Below are 25,297 nucleotides of genomic sequence, written 5' to 3'. Positions count from 1 at the left end.
GCTCCTAATCTACTTGAGTCACAGGAATTGCGTTTAATTGCCATTTCCATGTTTGCTTTGTTTCTTTAATTGGCAGCATATCTATACAATCTACAGGGCAAGGTTCTACACATAAATCACAGCCAGTACACTCATCAATAAGCACGGTATGCATTTGACGAGTTGCACCCACAATGGCGTCGACAGGGCAGGCTTGAATACACTTGGTACAGCCAATACACTCATCTTCACGAATATAGGCAACCGTTTTAATAGGGTCTGCTTGTTCGCCACCTGCAAGGGGCTTGGCTTCAACCCCCATTAAATCGGCAAGTTTCTTTACTGTGGCTTCGCCGCCTGGCGGACATTTATTTATTTCATCCCCGTTGGCAATTGCTTCAGCATAAGGGCGACAACCAGGGTAACCACATTGGCCACACTGGGTTTGCGGTAAAATAGTATCTATTTGATCGACAATAGGATTGCTTTCAACACGAAAACGTATCGCGGCAAAGCCTAAAATTAAACCAAAGACGAGCGCTAATGAACCAAGCGCTATTAAGGCATAAAACAAGGTCATATTAAAACTTCACTAATCCTGTAAAACCCATAAACGCCATTGACATAAGGCCTGCTGTTATCATTGCGATTGATGCGCCTTTAAATGGAGTAGGGACGTCAGCTGCCGCTAAACGTTCACGCAGTGCGGCAAAAAGAATTAACACCATAGAGAAACCAACTGCTGCGCCAAAACCATATACCGCAGATTGCAAGAATGAGTGATCTTCTTTGATGTTGAGTAATGCAACCCCTAGTACAGCGCAGTTAGTGGTGATTAAAGGTAGAAATATACCTAGCAGGCGATACAAGGTTGGGCTTGTTTTTCGTACGACCATTTCAGTAAATTGCACCACTACAGCGATGACCAAAATAAAGCTCATAGTACGTAAAAATTCAATATCAAGAGGAATCAAAATATATTGATTCACTAAATAGCTTGTTACAGAGGCAAGAGTAAGCACAAAGGTTGTCGCCAAGGACATACCAATTGCGGTATCCAATTTACCCGATACACCCATAAACGGGCATAAACCTAAAAATTGAACTAATACAAAGTTGTTGACTAGCACGGTGCCAATCAATAACAGGACATACTCTGTCATGCGTGCCTCACAAGAATAAAAACCCCTCCATTATCCTTTTTTCTTGGGGTCGACACAACACATGAGAGACGAATAGCTAAAATAAGCAGGGGAGTTGGGTATGAAAGTGTTAGATTGATGTTAAAGACCTGATAAATAGTAGGTTTATTAGGCCTTTTAAGATGAGTTAGATGTCTTTTGGCTTCTCGATATAGTAGCCTTGAACGCCATCTAAACACAGTGTTTCGATAATATGTTTCTCTTCTTGGCTTTCTACACCTTCAGCAAACACACTCACCCCAATGCGGTGTGCGAGGTCAACCATTAAGCGCATGAAATATTGATTATTTTTATCTTCTTCTAAGCCTCGCGTGTAGCTTGCATCCATTTTAATAAAGTCAGGTTTGAGGTCCCTAAAGAATTTAAATGAGGTTAAACCCACACCAAAGCGTTCTACCGTTATACGTGCACCGACACGATGAACCATATCAATAAAGCGTTTACTTGCTTTGATATTTTGCTGTAAGCCGAACTCACTGACCTCAAAAATAAGTTTTGATGCGATATTACTGTCTTTTAACAGCCGACGTTCTAACCAGATCACAAATTGATCATTATGTGCGCTTGATGCTGTAACATTTATACCAAAGAATTTTTGTGAAAAGTTGCGAGTTTTCACTTTTTCTAAGGTGGTGTCGATGATTAACCGATCAATCTCCATTGCCATATCAAGCTTTTCTGCCATAGCAAGGAAAGAAGCGGTCGGGAGCATCTGATTTTCAGCTGTTTTAAAACGCACTTGAATCTCTGCATAGGCTTTCACGCTTTTGCCGATCGGCATAATATTTTGCATCACCAAATGAACGCGTTTCGATTCTATAACTTCGTTAATAACTTTTCGCCAGTTTTGATTTCCAAATCCTGCGCTCACGTTATTAACTAGGTCTGTTTCTCGTTGCACATGCCATGCATTTGTTTGTTTAGATTGAGCCATGCTCATCGCATTATCAACAATTGATAATAGCTCACCAAGCGGTTTACCTTTCTCATAACCGACAATGCCGGTATTGGCGACAGAGCTAAGTTCTTGGTTTTGTTGGTATTGAGTAAACCGAGACTGTAGGTTATCACCAAAACGCTCTGCTTCTTTAAGTGGTGTATTAGGTAACACAACGGCAAAGTCAGAGCTATTTAAACGAAACACTTGGCTGTTAGTGTAAGTGCCGCTTATATGCTTAATAATATCGGCAACCCCCTTAACGTACTCATCTCCTTTTTGATAACCACGAGATTGGTTTATTGCCTGTAGTTCACTACACCTGATCATGGCTAGAGAGCCAAATGTACTCTTTTCAGCATTTTCAATGTGTCTTTCATAGTATTCAACGAACATATTTCGGTTGCCTAAATTTGTTACTACATCTTTATAGGCTTCTTTTTTGATACTCATCGCATTTCTTTGAATATCGTCATGTTTCGTTTGTAAAAAGTGCGAAAGACGATTGAAAGAGGGGATTAAATCTTTACTGAGCTTTTTCAATCGCGATGTGTCCATTGCGTTTTCAAGGTCGCCGTCAACTTGGTTTTGATTAATGTAGATATCAATAATATCGGCAATAGTGGTGCTTATCTTCCGGTTGAGGCGCTGGAACATGCTTTTCATATAGAAGATAGGGAGTATTGCAATTAAACCCGAAAATAAAATAATGATAAATAAGGACTGTTGCAGTAATTCAGCAAGGTGGTTTACATTTATAGTAAATTCAACTTTGATATCTGAGGTCGGGTTTACAGCAAATTGTGGACGAATAGAATTAAATGTGCTGTTTACAATACCGGCAAACAATGGCAAAGGCTCTGAGTTTCTCACTGCAAATACTTCATTACCATCTGTGTCTCGTAAAACGAATTTTGAGAAGGTTGCGCCATCTGTTAGAGCGCGTTTAATTTTTTCAGGAGCTAGTTCTTCAGCAGTTAAACTATTTATATATGTATTTACTGTAAGTTGTGCTTTTTTTTGGGCATCACTTACTGCGTTGTCAAAGCTTAAGGCAATAAAAGAGCCGCCCAGCAGTGTAAAAAGCAGCCAAGAGATCAATTGTACAAATATAAGTTTTTTAAAACCAGCCATGTTTTCTTATCTTTTAAGAGCCTAAAGGAAGGAATCAATTCCCTGATTGATTTCTTTAAGTACAGTTTATTCTAATTTTATAAGAAATAAAGAGTTAAGCAAAGATAGAGTAGAATATAAGTATTGGAAAGTCTAATACATTTGTTGAGTAAGAATAGGGGAGATAAAGACACTTTTTGAAAAAATTGGCTCCCCCTCCCCGACTCGAACGGGGGACCTGCGGATTAACAGTCCGTCGCTCTAACCAACTGAGCTAAGGGGGAACAATCTTATTGATAAACTTGGCTCCCCCTCCCCGACTCGAACGGGGGACCTGCGGATTAACAGTCCGTCGCTCTAACCAACTGAGCTAAGGGGGAACAATCATATTCATAAACTTGGCTCCCCCTCCCCGACTCGAACGGGGGACCTGCGGATTAACAGTCCGTCGCTCTAACCAACTGAGCTAAGGGGGAAACGTTTATAAACTTGGCTCCCCCTCCCCGACTCGAACGGGGGACCTGCGGATTAACAGTCCGTCGCTCTAACCAACTGAGCTAAGGGGGAAGCGTCATGCCTTTCAACGGGGCGAAATATTAATGACAGCTTTGCAAAGTGTCAACATAAAAACTTCATAAATTCAAAAAAGAAGGCTATTCGATGTTTTTATGTTCGATCTGAGCAAAATCTAACTGAAAATGGCAGCGTATTTACTATGAAATACCTGTATTCGTCTTTCTAAGTTGAATTTTTTGCTTGAATTTTATAGCTAAGTTGATGTTTCAAAATTGCGAAAAGTATTCGTTGTATAGATTTTCATCTTCTAAGAGAGAAAACCATCATTTATCTAAGATTTTATAACCATGCGACAAATTCAATCTAATCGATGCCTTTATCAGGCTAGAGTGTGCACGTTAGGGAGGTATTTTTCCTGTGGTTAGGGAGTATGATTTAAAAAGGGTCGGCTTTCATGTAGCGAAACGCGAACCAAAAGCGTATCAGTGTGTATTTTTTTATTTTAATAATCATGATGTTGCATCAGGTTTGTAATATAGGTGAATATTCCACAGGGCTATTTATCAAGCTAGGTAGGTGAGCTAATTATGGCTTTTGTCAATTTTTAGACCTTAAGCGTTAAACACTAAACTTGTCTTGTTTTGTCATTTAACTCTGTTAGCCTCCTTTAAAAGCCTTGATAAATGCGGCTTCCAGAGAGTTATCCACGGTTTCTGTGGATAACTCTGTTTATTAAACTTTAAGAACAGCTATAGTGCTAGGTTTTTAGGGCGCTACAGCAATTTCAAGTACTAAAATGATTTTTTTTATACCCTTAAAAATCAAATAGTTATTCTTTTAAACTGAAGTAAGGCTGAATTGGTAGGTAATTTTTTTATAGGCTATTAAATAGTCTATTTTGCTGTGTAAAAAAACAGCGTTTACTGCCTTTTAAATGTAATAGAGCTATTAATAGTGTTTTTATATTGTTTTTTAATGGGGTTGATGGTTAATTTTGCACCAAAGCGTTAAAAGTTGCACTTTAATAACCTTGGAGTGACATCCTGAAATAATCTTACTGTAATAGTCTTTGCTAATACTAAGCACATATCTGTTTCAAATAGCAATCCAGCAAAAGGTGCTTCTTTATAAACGTTGCAAGCGTCTAGCTTTACATTTTATAGCAATGGCAGTGAAGCTTTCTTTGAATAAAGCATGGCTTGCAAGAGCAGGATGCTTTAAACTTACAGGTTCAGTAAAAGAGGCTAAAGTATTCCCATGAGCGTGACTTCGCAAAGCAAATCTAAACCTGATCTTTTAAACTCGCCAATCTTACCCACGTTAAAAAAAATGACCATTCCAATGATTTTTGGCATGATTACGCTGATGATGTTCAATCTTGTTGATACTTTCTTTATCAGCTTACTCGGCACAGAACCACTTGCGGCCGTTAGTTTTACCTTCCCTGTAACATTTACTGTGATTAGCTTAGCGATTGGTTTGGGCATAGGTACTTCAGCCGTAATAGCTAAAGCCTTAGGTAGTGACAAGCTTGATGAGGCACGCTTCGATGCGAGTATTGCTTTATTGATCTCTGTCGTGATGGTGTTTTTTTTATCGGTGCTTGGCTACCTACTCATTACGCCTACTTTCAAACTACTCGGGGCAGGGCAGCAAGTATTGCCATTGATACATGACTACATGAGCGTGTGGTTTTTGGGCAGTGTCTTTTTGATCACCCCCATGGTTGGAAACTCTGTTTTACGTGCAAGTGGCGATACAAAAACACCGAGTATCGTTATGGGGGGCGCTGGCTTAATCAATGCTATTTTAGATCCTATACTCATTTTTGGTTTCGGCCCCGTTCCCGCTCTTGGTATTCAAGGTGCAGCCATTGCAAGTGTCATTGCATGGTCCGTAGCTGTGGTGATTATTCTCTATATTTTAGCGGTTAAAAATGGCTTATTAAGTTTGCACGCCGGTCAACAAACTGTCATAGGTGCAGTGCGCAAAATTCTGAAAATTGGTTTACCCGCAGCAGGCGCAAATATGTTAACACCAATTGCTATGGCGGTGATGACAGCCCTTGTTGCTAAACATGGCCCAGAGGCTGTTGCAGCCTTTGGTGTCGGCAGTCGTATAGAATCAATAGCAAGCCTTGTTGTATTGGCGCTGTCGATGACATTGCCTCCCTTTGTCAGCCAGAACTTTGGTGCAAGAAAATTTGAACGTGTAAAAGAAGCTTATACCACAACGTTAAAGTTTGTGATGATTTGGCAGTTTGCTATTTATTTATTACTTATTGTGGCATCGGGGGTTATTGCTGATGTATTTGGTAAAGAGCAAGCTGTTATTGATGTTATTAAGCTCTTTATTTACATTCTCCCTTTAAGTTATGGCTTGCAAGGGGTCATTATTTTATCTAATTCATCGTTTAATGCGTTACATAAACCCATGAATGCGTTAATTTTAAGTGTTGTACGTTTATTTATTTTCTATGTTCCTTTTGCCTATGTAGGGAACCTTATGGCAGGGCTAACTGGGTTATTTATTGGTGCCGCTGCTGGTAATTTATTTACAGCTGTTGTTGCTTACAAATGGTTTATAAAGGATGTGGATCTTTTAAGTGCTGCATCGGTGAAGGAGTGTCATTCATGAGCGATCATTTTCAACTTGTCTCACAGTTTCAGCCCAGTGGCGATCAGCCAACTGCAATAGCTCAGTTAAAGGATGGGTTAGAAGCCGGCCTTGCACACCAGACCTTGTTAGGAGCAACGGGAACAGGCAAAACCTTTACTATGGCTAATATTATCCATGATTTAAATCGTCCCACGATAATCATGGCACATAATAAAACATTAGCAGCTCAACTTTATGGCGAAATGAAAGAGTTTTTTCCACATAATGCGGTTGAGTATTTTGTTTCCTATTATGATTATTACCAACCCGAAGCCTATGTGGTAGCCAGTGACACATTCATTGAAAAAGATGCGTCTATTAATGAGCATATTGAACAAATGCGTTTGAGTGCGACGAAAGCACTATTAGAACGTCGAGATACCATTATCGTTGCTTCAGTATCAGCTATTTACGGCTTAGGTGATCCCGACTCGTACATGAAAATGATGTTGTTACTAAAAGTGGGTGAGAGTGTTGACCAGCGAGATATGCTGCGCCGCTTAGCTGAGCTGCAATATACACGCAATGATATAGAGTTTAGCCGTGGCACATACCGCGTACGTGGTGAAGTGATTGATATTTTCCCAGCTGAATCTGACACTTATGCAGTACGTGTTGAAATGTTTGATGACGAAATTGAACGTTTGAGTATTTTTGATCCCCTCACAGGGGCTGTAGAAAAGCATATTGTTCGCGCGACAATTTATCCCAAAACACACTATGTAACACCTCGCGAAAAAATTCTGGATGCCATTGATAAAATTAAAGATGAGCTTAAAGACCGTCGTTCTCAATTGCTTAGTGCTAATAAACTGGTTGAGGAGCAGCGGATAGCCCAACGTACACAATACGACATCGAAATGATGACTGAACTAGGCTATTGCTCTGGCATCGAAAACTACAGTCGTTATTTATCAGGCCGCACACCTGGCGATCCACCGCCAACATTATTAGATTATTTACCCGATGATGCATTAATGATCATTGATGAATCTCACGTTACTGTATCGCAAATCGGTGCGATGTATAAAGGTGATAGAAGCCGCAAAGAAAATCTCGTTGAATATGGCTTTCGTTTACCTTCGGCATTAGATAATCGCCCATTACGGTTTGAAGAGTTTGAGGCTATTGCGCCGCAAACAATCTATGTATCAGCGACGCCAGGTAATTTTGAATTAGAGCGCTCAGCTGGAGAAGTCGCAGAGCAGGTGATTCGTCCTACAGGGCTTATAGACCCTGAAATTGAAGTGCGACCTGTAAGTACTCAGGTTGATGATTTATTGTCGGAAATCTACAAGCGTGTAGAGGTTAATGAGCGGGTATTGGTGACTACGTTAACGAAACGTATGGCCGAGGATTTAACCGACTATCTAAATGATCATGATGTAAAAGTTCGCTACTTACACTCAGATATCGACACCGTCGAACGGGTTGAAATCATTCGTGATTTACGTGCTGGTGTGTTTGATGTGTTGGTAGGCATTAACTTATTGCGAGAAGGTCTCGATATGCCAGAAGTATCCTTGGTAGCGATACTTGATGCAGATAAAGAGGGCTTTTTGCGATCTACACGTTCATTGATCCAAACCATAGGCCGTGCAGCACGCCACTTAAACGGTAAAGCAATTTTATATGGTGACCGTATTACAAATTCTATGCGTCAAGCCATTGATGAAACAGACCGTCGTCGTGAAAAACAGCAGGCTTACAACCTTGAACATGGTATTGAGCCACAAGCTCTGGTTAAAAGTATCACCGATATTATGGATGTGGGTGAAGAAGCAACGCCAAAAGACAATCTTAAATTAGTACGAAAAGAGTCAAAACAGGTATTAAGCGCGAAACAAATAGCTGATCAGATTAAAAACCTTGAAGCAAAAATGCATGCTTATGCAAGTGACCTTGAATTTGAAAAGGCAGCGTCTGTGCGTGATGAAATACATGAATTACAACAACAATTAATTAACTAAGTGCAATGACAAATAAATTTTCAGCCATTTTAACTGCGTTAGCAGATGCGCCGCTTGCGGCAAATGAGTTATGCCGTATTTTTCATGGCCGTGGCCACTCAGTGACTGAGCTTAGCCATATTAATCTTGATTTTTATCCACCGGCACTGTTTTTAGTTTCTTATCAAGAAATCGAAAATGATGAACTAACGCAATTAACAGATACAATTTGGCAATGGACACAAGAACATGTTCCTGAGCTTATAAATACGCTGGTTTATCAACAACGCAGTGGAATTAATACGCGCAACACATTGATTTACGGTGAGTTACCTCAAGAACATGTCGTAACTGAAAACAGTATTAAGTTTAAAGTTGATTTATTAAGTAGACAAAATACCGGTATTTTTCCGGATATGCGTCGTGGTCGTGAGTTTGTGCAAGCCAATAGTAATAACGCAAAGGTGCTTAATCTGTTTTCATACACCTGTGGTTTTTCTGTTGCTGCAATGCAGGGTGGTGCAGATCAAGTTATTAATATGGACATGAATAAAGGTGTGCTGCGAACAGGCAAGCAAAACCATCAACTCAATGGCTTTACTCATGGGGTGAGTTTTTACCCCCATGATATTTTAAAATCGTTCGGTAAGCTGAAAAAGTCAGCACCGTATGAATTGATCATTGTTGATCCACCTAGCTTCCAAAAAGGGAGCTTTATATTGACCAAGGACTATCAAAAAATCCTGCGTCGGCTACCTGAGCTGCTAAACGAAAACACTCAACTTTTATTGTGCGCTAATAGCCCAGAGCTGTCAGAGCAGGCGTTTAAAGACTTAATTACTGAACATACCCAAGGTGCAATTAGTTTTGTTGAGCGTCTGGCGCCTACTGAGGGGTTTGTTGAAGTGGATAGTGATAGAAGTTTAAAAGCACTCGTTTATAAATCGGCATAAGAATGGCTCTGAGTAAACGTTTATCTGCTATTGCTTCGATGGTCACAATTGAGTATGACGAAATTTGGGACTGTTGTTGCGACCACGGTTTTTTAGGCATTGAATTACTAAAGCAAAATAAGGCACCGAAGATTCACTTTGTGGATATTGTGCCAGAGCTAATGCAGTCATTGCGTAATGTGCTTGAACGCTTTTCGACAGATAAGCAGCGCACAGCTTGGCAGGTCCATTGTCAAGATGTGGCTAGGATTGAACTGAGCCCTAATAAGCGTCACTTGGTCATAATTGCAGGGGTTGGGGGAGATTTACTCGTGCAGTTTTTATCGCAAATAGTATTGCGTAATCCCCATTGTCAAATTGATTTTGCTGTTTGTCCTGTACATCACAGCTATAAAGTGCGAAGCCATATGCAAACATTAAATATGGGCTTAGTCGATGAACAAATTATTTGTGAAAACAAGCGCTTTTATGAGGTTATTGCTGTTAGCACACTGTCATCAGAGCCGCTTTCACGGACAGGTACAAATATGTGGCAATTGAGTCGTAAAGAGCACAAAGCATATCTACAGCAATTACGTGCTCACTACGGCCGTATGCTGAATCAAGATGCTGAGTATTATCAAGGTGTGCTTGATGAATATAAAGCGCTAGATTGTTAATTACAGCTTATTAATTTCTTGTTTTACGTTATAGCTTGAATCGGTCACAATCGCTTCAAGTGTTTGTACCCGTTGCTTTAATTCAAGTAATTCAGCGGTAACAGCCGCCACTTGTTCATTTGCTTCTTTGCTGTCTTTTAAGGTACGAGATTTAAACTCTAGGTGTTTTTTATACATATCGTAGATAACACCTGAACTGACGGAAATGAGTACAATTAATACCACCATGGTTGTACCTGACATAATTTATCCTCCTTTTATATTTGTACTTTATTCAATAGAGTATAGCTTGCATTATAAAAAGCAAAGGGGTTTGTGTTACAAGGTATTTCCTTTGTCGTGCTATAACGGTGGAGATGATAACAAAAATGGGGAGGTTAATACGGTTAAAGCCGCACAATAAATAAACTGCTTAGGTTAATCAGATGCTTGCATTAACTTTTTTTCAAAATCAGATTTTACAATTTCAAGAGCTGCGAGTACATCTTCTGCTGGCACATCGTTTTGTTCTAATAGCATGATTAAATCGACAGCAAGCTTAATATGATTTGGCGCAGCCTCCAATTCACGACTCATTATTGAGTTCCTTCTTCTTTGAAACTTGAGTGATGGCAACATCGATAGCGGTTTGTACTTGTTGCTCCATTAGCATTCGCTCTGATTGCGGCAGATAAAACTCCATATCTACATCGTAACGAATATAACGCGCAGGTAACTGATTAAGGACTGTACAGCACAAGTCAGCCATGATGTCTTCATTATACACTGATTCAAGATTGCGTTTTGCAATATCATCTACAACGAGCTTTTCAAAATAATTGTGAATATCATCGTGTAACTTCATACATATCGACCCTGATTAATTAGTATTTTTAGTGTATACCAAGCTTTAAAATAAATCGACAGCGGCTTTAAAAAGCTGCTTATGTACATTAACTAAACGTTCGGTGTTACGTTGATAGCCGCCACCTAATGCTGCAAAAATAGGAATGTTATGTGCCTTGGCTTGGCTTAAAACAAAATGGTCGCGTTGATAAACACCCGATAAACTTACCGAAAAATGGCCTAATTCGTCATCACTAAAAATATCTGCACCTGCGTTGTATAAGATAATATCCGGTTGATGCAGTCTAGTTGTAAGCTCAAAGGCTTGTTGCACGGCTTTTAGGTAGTCACTATCTTTCGTTCCATGCTCAAGAGAAAAGTCGTAATTAGAGCATTGCTTTATGCGAGGAAAATTTTGTTCGCAATGAATAGAGCAACTAATAATCTGCTCGTGTTGATTAATAATCTCGGCAGTGCCGTCACCTTGATGTACATCACAATCAAAAATAACTACGGTGTCGGCTTGTTCAGTTTGTATAAGGTGTGCGGCGGCAATCGCTAAGTCATTAAAAATGCAAAAACCACTGCCATGATCACTAAATGCATGGTGATAACCGCCACTTAAGTTAAATGCTGCACCATGCTTTAAAGCATATTCAGCGCCTTGAATTGCTGCTCCCACTGAATATAAGCTACGCTCAACAAGTGATTCAGACCAAGGAAAGCCCATTTTTTTAATGGCTTTAGGTGCAAGCGTACCTGCGAGAAATGCATCTATGTAATGCTGGTCGTGGCACAGGGCTAAGTGTTCTTTATTTGCTTGCTTGGGTGTTATAAAAAAATCGTCATCAATAAAATGACTTAGCTGCTCTTTTAACAATTGGTATTTTTGAATCGGAAAGCGGTGTCGCTCTGGTAAATCAAGTGCAGAGTAGCTAGGGTGGTAGTAGTACATTATTTGAGTTGCTGTTTTTCGACTTGCTGTATTTTATCTTCAGTGGCCGAAATGGCTTTTCGGCACCGGCCAAGCCTTGCATGAAGAGCTAATATTTCTTTGTTTATTTCACTCGCTTGGGTAGTATTAGCAGCATCGAGTTTTAATTTTCTTTCTTCAATCATTAACACCAATCTGCGCTCGAACTCATGATTTTGTTTCAATTCATCATACAGCTCATGCGATGATTGCATAATCTTTTTAACTGCTTGTTTAAAAATATGCTGTTTTGGTTTTGCTTTATAAGTGAATTTATTCTCTTTTGCCCACACAGGCGTTGATTTTATGACATTAAATACTGCCTGCACCTGTTGAGTTATGCGTTCTAGTGCATATTGATAGGCATGACGATGTTCAGCGGGTGGTAAAGTGGCAAGCTCTTCTTCTATCTCGATGACATAATCGGCGAGTTTCATGCTCTTTGTTGAAAAGACCCCTTTATCAAACAAACTTGGTTGCGCTTGCATATAACGGTTTTTAGAAAAAAAGTGACCGTTATCAAATTGTTCAGCTTGATGCTTAAGCCTAGCAATTTGTTCATGTAGTTTGTTTAAAGCAGGTGAGTTCATTTATAGGTAGGCCTCATAAATTAACTTTAAAGCTAAAATAATTACCACAGTATTAAAAACAGGGCGAATCATTTTACTGCCGAATTTTATTGCAGAATGAGCGCCAATCCACGCACCCAACATAAGAAAAAAGCCCATCGTGATACCAAGCAAAAAGTTAACATGGCCCAGTGCGACAAAGGTGATCAACGAGATAAAATTTGAAACAAAGTTCATTGATCGAGCAAGACCGCAGTTTAGCAGCAAGCTCATTTTATAAAGTAAGCTGTTTGACGCGGTCCAAAAAGTCCCCGTGCCTGGCCCTGCTAGGCCATCAAAAAAGCCCAGCCCCAAGCCTTGTATCCATTGTTTAAGTTTTGTTTTTGCATCGAGTTTAGGCAGTTCATTATGCTCGGTTGTGCTTAAACTACCAAATAGGCTGTAGCATGCGACTAAAATAATAACGATAGGGAGCAATTTGTTTAAAAAGTCGATACTTAGGTAATCAACGATTAAGGTACCTAACAGCGCACCAATGGCTGTGGCCATAATGGAAGCGGCCCAAAACCTAGGGTTAAATAGCTTTTTGCGAAAGTAAGTGACACTTGCAGTGAGTGAGCCAAAACTAGCAGCTAACTTATTGGTACCTAGGGTTAGATGGGGAGGAAGGCCTGCGGTCAAAAGTGCAGGTACTGTCAGCATACCGCCACCGCCTGCAATTGCATCAATAAAGCCTGCGGCTAAGGCAACAGCGCAAAGTAGTGCCCATGTGGTTGGATCTAAAGCTAATTCAAACATTAATAATCAATTTGTCTTTTAAAGGGTGGCAAGGTATCAAGCATGGCTTTGCCATACCGCTTGGTCACTAAACGGCGATCAAGTATTGTAATGCGACCTTGATCATTTTCTTTGCGCAGCAGTCTACCACAGCTTTGTACTAATTTCTTCGCTGCATCAGGAACGGTGATCGATAAAAAAGGATTGCCTCCTTTACTTTGTACAAATTCCGCTTGGGCTTCTTCAATTGGTGACGTGGGCACTGCAAATGGGATTTTTGTGATTACTAAGTTTTCAAGGTACTTGCCGGGCAGATCAAGCCCCTCTGAGAGACTTTGTGTGCCAAATAAATAACTAGCGCGACCTAGATCAACATTTGCTTTGTGTTTTTTGAGTAAGGCTTCACGTGACATCTCGCCTTGTACGAGCACATCAATACCTTTACTGCGTAGCACCTTTACAACGTGATCCATCTGCCAATATGAAGCAAACAGGACTAAGTTGGCTCTTTTATCATCTAGGAATTTGGGTAATTGCTCAGCGAGATGATCACTAAACGATTTATCTGTGGGTTCAATATGGCTGCTTGGAATATGCAACGTCGCTTGTTTTGGGTAGTCAAATGGTGAAGGCACTTTGATGTATTTTACGCCTTCTTCTTTTGCAAGCCCGCATTCGTAAGCAAAATGATCAAATGAACCAAGCGCCGTTAATGTGGCTGAACAGAGCACTGCACCTGCACATTGGTTCCATAATTTATCTTTTAGGTAATAACCGACTTCAATAGGACAATCGCTGAGTAAATGATCATGATGGTTCTTATACTCTAGGCGTTTTATCCACCGTGCATGGGGAATACCTTCGCCTTTTGTGGCATAACTAAACCATAATTTGTTCAGTAACTCTAAGCGATTAATATACTGACCGCTTTCAGCTAAGATAGGATCGGCTACGTAAGGTTTTATATCGCCATCACTGACATCTTGTACCAAGGTGTCATGCATTTTGTTAAGCGCGCGTAGAGCATCTAAAGTGGCATCGCTGATATCTTTTGCTTTCGCATGTAAAGAGGCTGGGATTTCACCGTGCTCAAAACGATAGGTATCGTCACTGTTGTAGTTAAAATCTGCATTATCAAGAATATCACGCACCACTTTTAAATTCTTTGCCGCATCATTGATGCTGTCACTGAGCTTGAAGTTTTGTCCTATGGCTTTTTGACCTACCAATACATTCGCCATTTTTCCAGCGAATTTAACCAGCTTATCAAGCCAATCTATAGTGCCTTTAATCGTTGCTGCAGCAGATGAAAAATCTCGGGTGATGTGGGCTAAGTGATGCGCTTCATCAATCACATAAATAGTGTCATCAGGCTCAGGGAGAATCTTACCGCCGCCAAGGTCTAAATCAGCGAGCAATAAAGAATGGTTAATGACGAGTACGTCCATTTGCATAAGACGCTGACGTGCCATGTGAAAAGGGCATAATTGATGAGCACGCATCTGCCGTTGGCATGAGTGCTTATCACAAGCAATTAAGTTCCACACTTTATCAGGAATTGTATCAGCCCAGCTATCGCGGTCGCCTTGCCATTGTTTTTTAGAGTAAGCATTATAGAGTTGTTTTAAACACTTGGTTTCCATATCAGATAATGGAGATGACAGTGTCGGCATAAACTCCATTTGTGTCTGGCTATCACCATTGACTGCAGCACTAAGCTTTTGTGCGCAAATATAGCGTTGCCGACCTTTAACCAAGTCAAACTTTATATCCAGCCCTGAGTGTTCCTTAAAAAATGGCAGTTCTTTATTAATGAGCTGTTCTTGAAGGGCGACTGTCGCGGTTGAAATAACCAGCTTTTTCTTTTTTGCCATTGCCAGAGGGATGGCTCCCAAGCAATAGGCAAGTGATTTACCTGTGCCAGTACCCGCTTCTATAACGCAGATACGTTGCGATTTATGGTATTCGCCAGCCAAGGTTTTAGCGATTTCTGCTACTAAATAATTTTGACTGCTACGAGGACGATAATCAGTTAGGTTATCAGCAACATGCTTATGAATTTGCCTAATTGTTTTTTTTAAAGAGTCAGAAAGCATGTCCAGATAACCTAAAGTATGTATATAATTACAGTAATGAATTTTAGAGATTTAACGCGGTAACTACAAGCAACTTGTGGTTAATTTTGTCGCTCAGCGTTTGCTTTACTCTTTTTGGCTAAAAGGTTTTTACATGCAGCTTGCTTCTGGCTTTATTCTTTCTACGCAATGTTTTGATAATGCCAACGGTATATCTATCGTAGTGTGGATCTTGTCAGAGCAAGGGCCTGTTAAACTGATTAGTTCGCCGCAAAAGGCGGTATTTTTTGTTCGAGAGCAGGACCTGAATACGGTCACTCGCCTTTTTAATGAGTACCAAATTCACTGTGAAATTAAACATATATCATTAAAAACATTTCAACAACACCCTGTCGTTGCCTGTCATTTTTCGTCCTTAAAACACTATTATAAAGCAGCAAAACAACTTAAAGCTCACTTTGTGAATGTGTATGAAGACGATATCAGGCCGGTAGACCGCTTTTTGATGGAGCGTTTTATAAAAGGTGCGGTGTGGGCAAAGGGGCGAGTCGTTCAATCTTCACCTTTTCGTGTTTTAACAGATGTTCAGTTTAAACAAAATAATGATTTCACCCCCCACTTTAATAGTCTCTCATTAGATATTGAGTGCAGTGGGGACGGTGTCTTATTTTCTGTGGGCTTAGTGGGGGACAAGGTCGATACTGTTTTAATGATAGGTGAGCCGCTTGATACATCAGAGCTTGATTTTAATATTCAATGGTGTGTTGATGAAATAGATTTGCTCACTAAATTATGTGAGAAAATTCAAGTAATTGACCCTGATGTTATTATTGGTTGGAATGTCATAGAGTTTGATTTCAGTGTGCTGTATGAGCGTGCTGAGGCACTAGGTGTTGAACTTCCCCTAGGGCGTAATAATGAAAAAATGCAGTTAAGGGTCGGCAATTTCACGCGTGTCACAGTCCCAGGCAGAGTTGTTATTGATGGTATTGATACGCTCAAAAATGCCACGTATCACTATGATAGTTTTAGCTTAGCTAATGTCGCCAGTATTGAGCTTGGTGAAGAAAAGCTGATTAGTACGGATAACCGGTTAGATGAGATTGTTCGTCAATTTAACGAGGATAAACTTTCTCTTGCAGCGTACAACCGACAAGATTGTATTTTAGTACAGCGTATTTTCAAAAAATTAAAGTTACTCGAATTTGCTGCCGTTCGCAGTCAAATGACCGGTCTTGAACTTGAAAGGATGGGCGGCTCTGTCGCTGCCTTTACCAACCTTTATCTTCCTTTATTACACCGTAGTGGCTATGTGGCACCGAATTTGGGTGATCATGGCTTAAGCTTTGACAGCCCCGGTGGCTATGTTATGAACTCTGAACCAGGGTTATATAAAAATATTGTGGTGCTCGATTATAAAAGTCTTTACCCGTCAATAATGCGTACTTTTTGCATCGACCCTTTAGGTCTAGTCGAGGGGCTAAAGGAACCAGAACTAGCGATTGAAGGGTTTAATCAAGCCCTGTTTTCAAGAACTAAGCACCATTTACCTAAATTAATTCGCCAATTAGCCACAACCCGACAAGTTGCTAAAGATAACAATCAACCGATGCTTTCGCAGGCCATTAAAATCATTATGAATAGTTTATATGGCGTATTAGGCTCTAAAGGTTGCCGATTTTACGATCCGCGTTTATCAAGTTCGATTACCTTACGCGGGCATGAGATCATGCAGACAACAAAGCGATGGATTGAGCAGTGGGGTTACCAAGTTATTTATGGTGATACAGATTCGACATTTGTTAAGTTAGATGATGAACTAAGCCCTGCAAATTGTCATGAAATAGGTATTGAACTTGCTACGAAAATTAATGCGCGATGGCACGCAGAGCTTGAAAAAAATTATAATATAACCAGCTACTTAGAAATTGAATATGAAACTCACTATAGCCCATTTTTTATGCCAACAATACGTGGTAAAGCAACGGGCTCAAAAAAGCGCTATGTAGGTAAGATAGATAAAAATGGCGCCACACACCTAGTGTTCAAAGGAATGGAGACAGTGCGCAGTGATTGGACAGAGTTAGCTCATAAATTTCAAGTTGAGTTGTTTGAAATATTATTTAGCGACTCATACAGTCAAGAATTAATCATACAAACATTTGATAAGTATGTGAAAAAGCTCTATAACGGCGAATTCGATGCGCTGCTTATTTATCGTAAACGTTTAGGTCAACACTTAACTGATTACCAAAAAAATATCCCTCCTCATGTTAAAGCTGCAAAGCAATACCTAGCTGACAACCCTCACCGTGAAATTAAGCGCGGACAAACTATTGAATATGTGTACACCGCACAGGGAGCTGAATTTTATATCGGCACCCATCAATATGATTATTCCATTTATGTAAATAAGCAATTGTTGCCAATAGCTGAAATGATTGTTGGTAATTTAGTTGCAAAATTTGCGTCAATTGAAGATAGGCAAATACAGCTTCTCTAGTTCTTTTTGATGAATCTCTAGCTGCAAACTCCTCTATTTTAGTGGCTTGTATTGGTTGTTTGTTTTTTGGGCGAAAAGGTGGGGTTGCTACAGCTTAAATTTATTTTTATTAAATAAATGTAAATAAAGTGCTGGAAATTTATTTTCATTTGTTTATTATTCTCCGGCCAAACCTATTTTTGGTAACAAAAAATAAACATAATTATACTAATTATAACCACTATTGGTGGTCCAGGGAGAATCAAATGTTAAATAATCAAGTTTCAAAAGCGGTGCGCCTTGCGCTTGCTTTTGGCGTTGCTTCTACTTCGACAGGTTTTTCTATGGCTGCAAATGCAGCCGATGACGGTGTTGAAAAAGTTGAGCGCATCCAAGTAACAGGTTCACGTATCAAACGTACAGATCTTGAAACGGTTAGTCCTGTTACTGTAATGACTGCTGAAGAGATTAAGTTGAGCGGTTTCTCTCGTGTTGAGGATGTATTAAACCAATTACCACAAATTGAAGCTGCGCAAAGTTCATTTCTTGCGAATGGCGCAACGGGTACCGCGACCGTTGACCTTCGTGGCCTAGGCTCAAACAGAACATTGGTATTGATCAATGGCCGCCGTATGCAGGCTGGTAGTATTACATCTCAGGTTCCAGATATTAACCAAATTCCAGCATCATTAGTTAAGCGTGTTGACGTACTCACAGGTGGTGCGGCGGCAGTTTATGGTGCTGATGCTGTTGCGGGTGTTGTTAACTTTGTGATGAACGATGAGTTTGATGGTATTTCATTCAATATGGGAGCATCAGGCTATCAACATAATAATGATAATGGGTATATTCAAGGCCTGATGGATGATCAAGGCTATGATTATGAAACGGGCAATACGGGGATCGATGGTAAGTCATATAGCTTAGATTTAACGGTAGGTAGTGGCTTTGACTCTGGTAAAGGCCATGCAGTTGGTTACGTAACTTACAACCGTCAAACAGAGTTGTTGCAGGGCAGCCGCGACTATTCGTCATGTGCTTTAAATGGTGCGGGTAACGTGTGTGGTGGTTCAGCAAATACACCAAACCCACACTTTGATATCTTCCCTGTTGTTGATGGCGAAGTAGACTATAAACAAGAATTTTGGGGCTATCTAAACCCAAATGGTCAGGGTTTTATTGAAGACGATGGTTATCGTTATAACTATGCGCCGGTGAATCACTTCTTACGCCCAAATGAGCGCTTTACATTAGGTAGCTTCATTGATTATGAAATCAATGAGCACTTTAGACCATACCTAGAGTTCTCATTTATGCACAATAGAACAGCTGGTCAAATCGCTGAGTCAGGTACGTTCTTCAACGAAGAGTTTTTAATGGATTATAACAACCCATTATTGTCGGACTTACAAAAACAGCAGTTGCAAGAGCTTTTTGGTCAAACAGGAAGTGACCAATTTGTTGCTTACATCGGTAAACGTAATGTTGAAGGTGGCCCGCGTGCAGATAACCTAGAGCATACTTCATATCGTATCCTAACGGGTATGGAAGGTGAGATTAATGATAACTGGACATATGATGTTAGCTATAACTACTCTGCAACAACATCGAGCTCAGTGTATAAAAATGATTTATTAGCACCAAAAATTGGTCCACGTGTTGGCGCTGTTGGTACATCATGTGAAGAAGCAGATGGTTGTCTTTACTATAATGTATTTGAACTAGATGGCGTAACACCTGAGCAAGCAGCGCAACTGGCAGGTGTTGGTACGCAAACTGGTTTAGTGACACAAACAATTTATAGTGGTTATGTATCAGGTGAGCTTGACTTGACTCTGCCAAGTGCATCTTTACCTATTGCAGCTGTATTTGGTGTGGAACGCCGTGAGCAAGAATATGAGCGTACATCAGATACGGTTTATGAAGAAGGTCAGTTATTAGGTCAAGGTGGTCCATCACCAAGCTTATATGGCTCGATTGATGTAAATGAAGTGTACGGTGAGCTACAAATCCCAGTGCTAGATGAGTTCAATATTTCAACGGCTGCACGTTGGTCTGATTACTCAACAACAGGTTCAGATACAACTTACTCAATTGGTGGTGATTATACACTAGCCGATGCGTATAAGTTCCGTGCAAGCTTTGCAAAAGCGGTTCGTGCTCCTAATGTTGGTGAGCTATTCTCAGCACAAAGCATCAGCCTTTGGAGTGGTAGTGACGGTTGTGCAAGTGACAGCCCTGCATATGATTCAACGCAGTGTGCTAACACGGGTGTAACTGGTTCACAGTATGGTGCCGTTACTGCATCACCTGCGGGTCAATACAATCAATTTGCTGGTGGTAATCCAAATCTAAAACCGGAAGAAGCTGAAACCATTACGATTGGTTTAGTTGCAAACCCATTTGATAACTTCAACTTCTCTGTTGACTATTTCCAAATTGAAATGGAAAAGGTAGTGGGTGTTGTGGGTGCTGAGCGCATCTTAAATAACTGTGCTACAACCGGTGATGCTTTCTTCTGTGATAATATTCAACGAAGTGCATCAGGTAGCCTATGGTTAGGCCAAGATGGTTATGTTGTAAACTTAAGTGACAACATTGGTGGTCGTACGTGGGAAGGTGTTGATTTAACAGCTGCTTATACAATGGAGCTTAACGAAGCAACATTGAAATTTGATATTAATGGTTACTACAGCATCAAAAAAGAAGTGGAGCCAATCTTAGGTGATGAGTCACTGGCTTATGATTGTTCTGGTAATGTAAGTACGGACTGTTTTGCATCACCAAAATGGCGTCACACTGCGAATGTAAATTATATTGCAGATGATTGGCGAGTAGGCCTTAAATGGCGTTACTACGGCGGCGTAGATTACGAAGGTGATGCAGATACATCACTAATTGAAAATGGTGGTATTGATTCTTACAATTTCATCGACCTTTCAGGTAATTACTCTGTAAATGAGCACGTAACGCTGACAGGTGGTATTAATAACATCTTTGATAAAGAGCCACCTATGGTTGGTAACACTATTTCGTCAAACGCGAATACAGTAGCCGGCTACTATGACACTTTAGGTCGTTTTGTACATATGAGTGTTAACCTTAAGTTCTAATGAACTGTTAATATTTTTCCCTACTAAGGCCAAGACATTATGTTTTGGCCTTTTTCTTTGTTGCATTAATTGTTTGTTTCGAGCTATTTGACAGGTCTACTTGTGTAACTGCTTGGTTAAATCAATTTTTATACAACATCTAGCCAGTTTTGCGTAAAGTTATTGTTACCGTATTGCTTTTTGGCCTCATCGTTAAATGCAAGAAGTTAATACACAATAGGTCGTTTTATTGTAGGGGATAACTTATTCTCTTATACTTTAATATGTTGAGTGTTGACTCAGAAGGTTTTTTGTTGAAAAGCTATAAATTAACTATATCACTAGCGCTTTTATTTTTTTGTACTTTTTTTACGCAAGCCACACAAGAGGATAAACCAAAGCTCAAAGCGGGTATCGTCAATTACAACTTCTTCCCTTACCACACGCGTACAGAGGAGGGGCAATTCTCAGGAGTCATCGTTGGTTACAGTGATGAAATTGCTCGCCTAACCGATTCAAAGCTAGAGTATCAAGTGTTCGATAGTTTAGATCTTCTCCTCGATGCTCTACAAGCTGGGGAAATAGACTTTACGGTTGGTTTAAATAAAACTGCACAGCGTAAGAAGCATTTCTTATTTTCAGCTCCGTTTATGGAAGCACCTCAGGGTATTGTAGCCAACCAATCTATTGCCAATGATGCGTTAAAAAACTTGGCAAGCTTACGCTGGGTTTGTATAACGGGAAGCTCTCATTGTGAATATTTGGCACAAAATGGTGCGTTATTTATCAATCGTTTTATAAAACCCGAGGATGCCTTTGATAAAGTATCAGACGGTACTTTTGATGCTTTTTTAGGTGATTACTCGGTGCTCTCCCATTATTTAAAAAAGCGCCCACAAAAGAACTTAAAAATAGTCAGCCCAATTTGGCTTGCCAGTGAAACACTACATGTCATGTTTAACCAGCAGAAGGTCGTATTGAGAAACCAAGTTAATTCTTTACTTGCTTCTATCTCACCGACAACCAAACAGCTCTGGGAAAACTCGGCAAGTGAAGAATATTTAGCATCAAAAGCCTATAGCCAGTTTAAGCGAGACTTTAATCGAATAGGGGGGGATGAAGAAACAAACCTATTACTGACATTTTCGTTTGTAGATGATTTATTTCCAGTCAATTCGACGAATAATAATGGTGAGGCAACGGGTTATCTAAACGATACTATGATGTTACTGGCGCAGCGAAGTGGTATTCAATTTAAATATATTCCTGCAGCCAATAGTGATGAATTGGCAAAGTTGTTTCTTGCTAATAAAATTGATCTTATTCCGACCATGACACCTGATAAGCTTGATCATGGTACTCTAATTGCGCTTCCTTCACATTATAGTTTCGAGATGATCTTGATTTCTAAACAAAGAAACAATGGTTCTCGCATTGGTTATCTTGATGTATTTGCAGATCCTAAACAGAAATTAATCACAAATAAACCTATCGAAACTGTCTCGTTTAACTCAGTCAAAACACTTTTCTATGCCCTAAGAAACGATACCATTGATGGGGTGATGTTACCGCAAAGTATAGCGGCCTATCAGCTTAACCAATTTTATATTGGTGAGTTTTATATAAACCCCCGATATCAATACACACAGCCTATTTATTTTTTAATCAATCAAAATCTGCCTGATTTTGCTACATTGCTTGATAGCTTATTTAAAACATTAACAAGTAATGACTTCACTCATATTGTAAATCGGCATGGGATTTTTAGTATTGAGAGAGGTTATGACAGGCAAACGGTTAATACGACAGCTATTTTGGTTTTAATATTGATTTTTGTCTCTATTGTGTACTTTATTGGTTGGCGCTACACCATCAATCGCGAAATAGCCAAGCGACAAAAAGCAGAGCAAGTCGCGTTGGAGAAGTTAAATTTCACCCAAAAGTTAATTGATGATTTACCTACAATGGTGGTGATACAAGATAAAGATCAAAAACGCCTAATGTGGAATAAGGCTTACCGCGAGAACTTTGCGCATTTATGGGATGAGCAAAAGCAATTCTTGCGCGATGATTTACCTGTTGTTAAAGACTTGATTGCACAAAACAAATATAGTTTAGACTCAGGAAAAGCCATCAATCAGCAAATTAAATATACCAACCGACAAGGAAAGCAACTTGATTTGCTGTATACAAAGAAACCTTATTTCGGAACTGATGAGCAATTAGCTGGAATTTTGACAGTGATAACGGATGTAACACAGCACCACAATTTACAACGAGAGACACAATCTGTGCAGCGTTTGTTGCAAACGATAACAGATACGATTCCAGGTGGTGTATTTCAGTATGAGTATTATGATAATGGAGAGGGCTGCTATACCTATATAAGTAAAGGCGCACAAAGTTTACTCGGGGTTACCTCCCGTACAGTCAATCAGCGTGGTATGACTGGTTGTATTTCACCGTATATTGATGATGTTGATCGTATCAAAATAGCCAAAGCATTTAAGTCAGCCAGTAAGTTAAATAAAATAATCGACATAGAATTTCGGGTAAATAATTTAGGTCAACAAATCTGGTGTCGTTATATTGCCAACGCTGAGAGTATGACTACTTCGACAAATGAAGGGATTCGTTGGAATGGAATTTTACTCGATATTAGCTTATTAAAAAGACAGCAAGCCGATTTAAGTAAAGCAAATCAATTAGCGCATCAGGCTGAGCTCGCAAAAAGCCGCTTTATAGCCACAATGAGTCATGAATTACGTACGCCAATATCAGGGGTTAATGGCTTTATTGAACTACTAAAGTCATCTACTTTAACAGATGAACAATTCTATTTATTAGAGCACATCGATAGCTCTATTTCTAAGCTACTAAGCTTAGTGAATGATATCTTGTATTTTGCTAACACTAATTCAGGCAACATCGAATTAAATTATCAAGATGTAGATCTTGAGTCGCACCTGTGTCGTGTTTTTCGTGCTCATGAATACTTAGCAAAAGAAAAAGGTTTAGACTTTACGCTTTCTTGGCGAACAGCGGCGTATACATCTGCACAAATTGATGTAACTCACTTGATGCAAGTGCTTTCAAATGTTCTTAATAATGCGGTTAAATTTACTGAATCAGGTAGCATTAATTGTGACGTATTGTTCGATAAACATAAATTAAAAATTGAGGTGTCGGATACGGGCACAGGAATGACTGCACAGCAACTTGCAGATATTTATACCCCTTTCGAGCAAGCTGATGGCTCCACACAAAGGCGTTATGGCGGGGCAGGGCTTGGACTTACATTGGCTAAACAATTAATTGAAGCAATGAAAGGGGAAATTACGATTTCCAGCACCTTCTCGAAAGGGACAAATGTTTATATTTCGGTTCCATTAACGAATGTATTCAAAGATAAAAGCCCATTACCATCTCTATATTGGTCAGTATATAGTAATAACCGTCAATTACTTGATAACTTATCGACTATGGGCATTAACTATAATCAATTATCTTGCCCGATAGATAAAAATACATTCACCAATATAGAGAGAATTCTCATTGATGAACAATATATGCAGCAGTTATGGGGGGATGATTGGCAGCAGGCTATACCTCACTCAAGTAATCGTTATATTATTGTCGCTATATCTGGTGAGGGAAAACCACACCTAAAATGCTGTTGTCATACCTTAGGGGTTAACCCCATATACCCAGATCTATTACGTGAACTGTTCAATAATGTTCATGCCAACACTCAATTTATTTCCTCAAAAGGCACGGATAGTTTGCATGGCAAGATTCTGATAGCTGAGGATAATAAAACTAATCAATTACTATTAGAAAAACAGTGCCAGAAGTTAGGTATTAAAGCTGTGATGGTTGAAGATGGTATTGCAGCATTAAATACTCTGCGTAATGGTCATTTTGATTTGTTATTGACCGATTGTCATATGCCACACCTAGATGGCTTTAAACTAACTCAGCAGCTTCGTGGCATGCCTGAGTTTAAATCCTTACCAATTATAGGGTTTACTGCTGATGACTCCCAAGAGTGTCTTGATAAAGCAATGAAAGTAGGGATGAATTGTGTGTTATTTAAGCCATACAAACTTAACGAGTTATATAACAGGCTAGTAGAGTTTATTGATCTACAAAAAGACAAAAACCAGGTACAAGAAACGAATATAGAGTCATCGTTAACAGGAATAAAAAGCAAACAGCATTGGTTAAATGTTTTTGGAAATGAGGCAGATGCAAAAATGTTGGCAGATGTCTTTGTAAATAGCCTGCATATTGATTTAAGTACGTTAAACGAACAACTCGAAAATAGTGAATATAGTAAGATTTCTTCAACTATTCATAAGCTTAAAGGAGCTATCGTGATGCTTCAGTATCCAGCACTCTCTGAGCTTATAGTGAATACAGAGCAAGAATTTAGCAAAAACCAAGACCCAGAAATTGTTCGAATGCTTATTGTACAGTTGAATGATATCGTGGATAAAATAAAAGGTTGGTCTGAATAAAATAAATAAAGTTAGGGT

General features: G+C 39.6%; 17 protein-coding genes and 4 tRNA genes. 7 read left to right on the top strand and 14 right to left on the bottom strand.

What is annotated here, in order from left to right; genetic code table 11:
- Nucleotides 1-4: 4 nt before the first annotated feature.
- From rsxB to L3Q70_RS10320, 7 genes are all read right to left on the bottom strand, one after another.
- A complete protein-coding gene (gene rsxB, locus L3Q70_RS10350; RefSeq protein ID WP_062569984.1) occupies nucleotides 5-559 on the bottom strand; it encodes an electron transport complex subunit RsxB in 555 nt (184 codons plus the stop codon).
- A gap of 1 nt (nucleotide 560) precedes the next feature.
- Nucleotides 561-1,142 (bottom strand): electron transport complex subunit RsxA, encoded by a 582-nt coding sequence (gene rsxA, locus L3Q70_RS10345; RefSeq protein ID WP_062569985.1) that lies wholly within the window; start codon nucleotides 1,140-1,142, stop codon nucleotides 561-563.
- A 166-nt stretch (nucleotides 1,143-1,308) separates the two neighbouring features.
- Nucleotides 1,309-3,252 (bottom strand): GGDEF domain-containing protein, encoded by a 1,944-nt coding sequence (locus tag L3Q70_RS10340; protein WP_237114228.1) that lies wholly within the window; start codon nucleotides 3,250-3,252, stop codon nucleotides 1,309-1,311.
- A 186-nt stretch (nucleotides 3,253-3,438) separates the two neighbouring features.
- A tRNA-Asn gene (locus tag L3Q70_RS10335) sits at nucleotides 3,439-3,515 on the bottom strand.
- A gap of 19 nt (nucleotides 3,516-3,534) precedes the next feature.
- Nucleotides 3,535-3,611 (bottom strand) — tRNA-Asn (locus L3Q70_RS10330).
- 19 nt (nucleotides 3,612-3,630) lie between these two features.
- A tRNA-Asn gene (locus tag L3Q70_RS10325) sits at nucleotides 3,631-3,707 on the bottom strand.
- A 14-nt stretch (nucleotides 3,708-3,721) separates the two neighbouring features.
- Nucleotides 3,722-3,798 (bottom strand) — tRNA-Asn (locus L3Q70_RS10320).
- A 1,206-nt stretch (nucleotides 3,799-5,004) separates the two neighbouring features.
- Between L3Q70_RS10320 and L3Q70_RS10315 the strand changes: the two genes are divergently transcribed.
- Genes L3Q70_RS10315 through L3Q70_RS10300 form a run of 4 tightly spaced genes read left to right on the top strand, consistent with a single transcriptional unit; the run spans nucleotide 5,005 to nucleotide 9,966 of the window.
- On the top strand, nucleotides 5,005-6,384 hold the full coding sequence (locus L3Q70_RS10315; RefSeq protein ID WP_193987508.1) for an MATE family efflux transporter: 1,380 nt from the start codon (nucleotides 5,005-5,007) through the stop codon (nucleotides 6,382-6,384).
- A complete protein-coding gene (gene uvrB / locus L3Q70_RS10310) occupies nucleotides 6,381-8,375 on the top strand; it encodes an excinuclease ABC subunit UvrB (RefSeq protein WP_062569988.1) in 1,995 nt (664 codons plus the stop codon). The genes L3Q70_RS10315 and uvrB overlap by 4 nt, the downstream gene beginning before the upstream one ends.
- Nucleotides 8,376-8,380: 5 nt before the next feature.
- Nucleotides 8,381-9,307, top strand: coding sequence for a class I SAM-dependent methyltransferase (locus tag L3Q70_RS10305; protein ID WP_193987507.1), 927 nt, complete (start codon nucleotides 8,381-8,383; stop codon nucleotides 9,305-9,307).
- Nucleotides 9,308-9,309: 2 nt separating this feature from the next.
- Nucleotides 9,310-9,966 (top strand): tRNA (adenine(22)-N(1))-methyltransferase TrmK, encoded by a 657-nt coding sequence (locus L3Q70_RS10300; protein ID WP_062569990.1) that lies wholly within the window; start codon nucleotides 9,310-9,312, stop codon nucleotides 9,964-9,966.
- Here the strand turns inward: L3Q70_RS10300 and L3Q70_RS10295 are convergent, their stop codons facing one another.
- The 7 genes from L3Q70_RS10295 to dinG form a co-directional block, all read right to left on the bottom strand.
- Nucleotides 9,967-10,209, bottom strand: coding sequence for a hypothetical protein (locus tag L3Q70_RS10295; RefSeq protein WP_062569991.1), 243 nt, complete (start codon nucleotides 10,207-10,209; stop codon nucleotides 9,967-9,969).
- A gap of 174 nt (nucleotides 10,210-10,383) precedes the next feature.
- The gene (locus tag L3Q70_RS10290; RefSeq protein ID WP_083515333.1) at nucleotides 10,384-10,542 is read right to left on the bottom strand and encodes a YbaM family protein; all 159 of its coding nucleotides are present in this window, start codon (nucleotides 10,540-10,542) and stop codon (nucleotides 10,384-10,386) included.
- Nucleotides 10,532-10,810 carry a late competence development ComFB family protein gene (locus tag L3Q70_RS10285; protein WP_062569992.1) on the bottom strand — a complete coding sequence of 93 codons (279 nt, stop codon included), beginning with the start codon at nucleotides 10,808-10,810 and terminating at the stop codon, nucleotides 10,532-10,534. The genes L3Q70_RS10290 and L3Q70_RS10285 overlap by 11 nt, the downstream gene beginning before the upstream one ends.
- Before the next feature lie 45 nt (nucleotides 10,811-10,855).
- Complete coding sequence (locus L3Q70_RS10280; RefSeq protein ID WP_193988970.1) at nucleotides 10,856-11,749, bottom strand: histone deacetylase; 894 nt, start codon at nucleotides 11,747-11,749, stop codon at nucleotides 10,856-10,858.
- Nucleotides 11,746-12,354 carry a primosomal replication protein gene (locus L3Q70_RS10275; RefSeq protein ID WP_193987505.1) on the bottom strand — a complete coding sequence of 203 codons (609 nt, stop codon included), beginning with the start codon at nucleotides 12,352-12,354 and terminating at the stop codon, nucleotides 11,746-11,748. Before L3Q70_RS10275 ends, L3Q70_RS10280 begins: the two co-directional genes overlap by 4 nt.
- Nucleotides 12,355-13,131 (bottom strand): TSUP family transporter, encoded by a 777-nt coding sequence (locus L3Q70_RS10270; RefSeq protein ID WP_062569995.1) that lies wholly within the window; start codon nucleotides 13,129-13,131, stop codon nucleotides 12,355-12,357.
- Nucleotides 13,131-15,206 carry an ATP-dependent DNA helicase DinG gene (dinG, locus tag L3Q70_RS10265; RefSeq protein ID WP_062569996.1) on the bottom strand — a complete coding sequence of 692 codons (2,076 nt, stop codon included), beginning with the start codon at nucleotides 15,204-15,206 and terminating at the stop codon, nucleotides 13,131-13,133. Before dinG ends, L3Q70_RS10270 begins: the two co-directional genes overlap by 1 nt.
- A gap of 133 nt (nucleotides 15,207-15,339) precedes the next feature.
- Here dinG and L3Q70_RS10260 point away from each other — a divergent pair, with 133 nt between their 5' ends.
- The 3 genes from L3Q70_RS10260 to L3Q70_RS10250 all read left to right on the top strand — a co-directional run bounded on the left by L3Q70_RS10260 (nucleotide 15,340) and on the right by L3Q70_RS10250 (nucleotide 25,279).
- Nucleotides 15,340-17,688, top strand: coding sequence for a DNA polymerase II (locus L3Q70_RS10260; RefSeq protein ID WP_193987504.1), 2,349 nt, complete (start codon nucleotides 15,340-15,342; stop codon nucleotides 17,686-17,688).
- A 245-nt stretch (nucleotides 17,689-17,933) separates the two neighbouring features.
- Complete coding sequence (locus L3Q70_RS10255) at nucleotides 17,934-20,780, top strand: TonB-dependent receptor (RefSeq protein WP_237114227.1); 2,847 nt, start codon at nucleotides 17,934-17,936, stop codon at nucleotides 20,778-20,780.
- Between the two features lie 293 nt (nucleotides 20,781-21,073).
- Nucleotides 21,074-25,279, top strand: coding sequence for a transporter substrate-binding domain-containing protein (locus tag L3Q70_RS10250; RefSeq protein ID WP_237114226.1), 4,206 nt, complete (start codon nucleotides 21,074-21,076; stop codon nucleotides 25,277-25,279).
- Nucleotides 25,280-25,297: the final 18 nt, after the last annotated feature.

The organism is Pseudoalteromonas sp. CF6-2 (assembly GCF_021729425.1).
In the GTDB taxonomy this organism is placed as follows: Bacteria; Pseudomonadota; Gammaproteobacteria; order Enterobacterales; family Alteromonadaceae; genus Pseudoalteromonas; species Pseudoalteromonas arabiensis.
This window is presented reverse-complemented; position numbering and strand designations above follow the sequence as displayed.

What these genes read in the sequence shown, in the direction of transcription:
- rsxB (WP_062569984.1), bottom strand. Translation starts at nt 559, where the DNA reads ATGACCTTGTTTTATGCCTTAATAGCGCTTGGTTCATTAGCGCTCGTC.
- L3Q70_RS10255 (WP_237114227.1), top strand. Translation starts at nt 17,934, where the DNA reads ATGTTAAATAATCAAGTTTCAAAAGCGGTGCGCCTTGCGCTTGCTTTT.
- L3Q70_RS10305 (WP_193987507.1), top strand. Translation starts at nt 8,381, where the DNA reads ATGACAAATAAATTTTCAGCCATTTTAACTGCGTTAGCAGATGCGCCG.
- L3Q70_RS10260 (WP_193987504.1), top strand. Translation starts at nt 15,340, where the DNA reads ATGCAGCTTGCTTCTGGCTTTATTCTTTCTACGCAATGTTTTGATAAT.
- L3Q70_RS10285 (WP_062569992.1), bottom strand. Translation starts at nt 10,810, where the DNA reads ATGAAGTTACACGATGATATTCACAATTATTTTGAAAAGCTCGTTGTA.
- L3Q70_RS10270 (WP_062569995.1), bottom strand. Translation starts at nt 13,131, where the DNA reads ATGTTTGAATTAGCTTTAGATCCAACCACATGGGCACTACTTTGCGCT.
- rsxA (WP_062569985.1), bottom strand. Translation starts at nt 1,142, where the DNA reads ATGACAGAGTATGTCCTGTTATTGATTGGCACCGTGCTAGTCAACAAC.
- uvrB (WP_062569988.1), top strand. Translation starts at nt 6,381, where the DNA reads ATGAGCGATCATTTTCAACTTGTCTCACAGTTTCAGCCCAGTGGCGAT.
- L3Q70_RS10340 (WP_237114228.1), bottom strand. Translation starts at nt 3,252, where the DNA reads ATGGCTGGTTTTAAAAAACTTATATTTGTACAATTGATCTCTTGGCTG.
- L3Q70_RS10290 (WP_083515333.1), bottom strand. Translation starts at nt 10,542, where the DNA reads ATGAGTCGTGAATTGGAGGCTGCGCCAAATCATATTAAGCTTGCTGTC.
- L3Q70_RS10295 (WP_062569991.1), bottom strand. Translation starts at nt 10,209, where the DNA reads ATGTCAGGTACAACCATGGTGGTATTAATTGTACTCATTTCCGTCAGT.
- L3Q70_RS10315 (WP_193987508.1), top strand. Translation starts at nt 5,005, where the DNA reads ATGAGCGTGACTTCGCAAAGCAAATCTAAACCTGATCTTTTAAACTCG.
- L3Q70_RS10300 (WP_062569990.1), top strand. Translation starts at nt 9,310, where the DNA reads ATGGCTCTGAGTAAACGTTTATCTGCTATTGCTTCGATGGTCACAATT.
- dinG (WP_062569996.1), bottom strand. Translation starts at nt 15,206, where the DNA reads ATGCTTTCTGACTCTTTAAAAAAAACAATTAGGCAAATTCATAAGCAT.
- L3Q70_RS10275 (WP_193987505.1), bottom strand. Translation starts at nt 12,354, where the DNA reads ATGAACTCACCTGCTTTAAACAAACTACATGAACAAATTGCTAGGCTT.